The 566-nt window shown below is 73.3% G+C and carries 1 pseudogene; it reads right to left on the bottom strand.

From position 1 onward, the window contains the following. Positions 1 to 484, bottom strand: a pseudogene (locus tag FL311_RS43535) (MFS transporter); the annotation flags it as partial. Positions 485 to 566: the final 82 nt, after the last annotated feature.

The raw sequence follows: 566 nt of genomic DNA, 5'->3' as shown, positions 1-566 counted from the left end.
CCGCCACCCCCAGCAGCACGTGCTGGCGCGCCGTCAGGTCCAACTCCCACCACGGCAACACCGCCAAGGGGAACATCACCAGTCGCGACAGGCAGATGGCCGTCAGCGCGACGCGCCGGTGTCCGAACGTCGACGTCAACCACGCCGCGGGGAACTGGATGAACTGCGCGCAGAACGGCAGCGCCGTCATCACCCCCACCAGCAGCGGTCCCAGCCCCAGCGCCATCGCCCACGCGGTGAGCACCGTGGCCCCGGCACACGCGGTGAACACCTCCGCGAACATGCCCTCCGCCACGGACAGACCCAGGGTCGCGCGCAGGCGCCGGGTGGGCGTCAGGCGCGCGTCCGGCCCGTCCACCGGAGGCGCCCCGAGCAGCGGCGCGGACGAGCCGGGCAGCGACGAGCCCGGACGGAAGAGGGGGACGGCGGAGGCGAGCGAGGCGAAGCTGCTCAGGACGTAACGACGGAAGGCGGCGGGGCTCAACGCGGTCCTTGCGACGAGGAAGCGGGGCGTCCCACGTCTGTCTCACGCCCGCGGCAGGGGCCTCAATCCGACCTCCCACCCC

It is taken from the genome of Myxococcus sp. AB025B (assembly GCF_006518215.1).
Lineage (GTDB): Bacteria > Myxococcota > Myxococcia > Myxococcales > Myxococcaceae > Myxococcus > Myxococcus fulvus.
The sequence above is the reverse complement of the archived record's forward strand: the minus strand, read 5'-3'. Positions and strand labels throughout refer to the sequence as shown.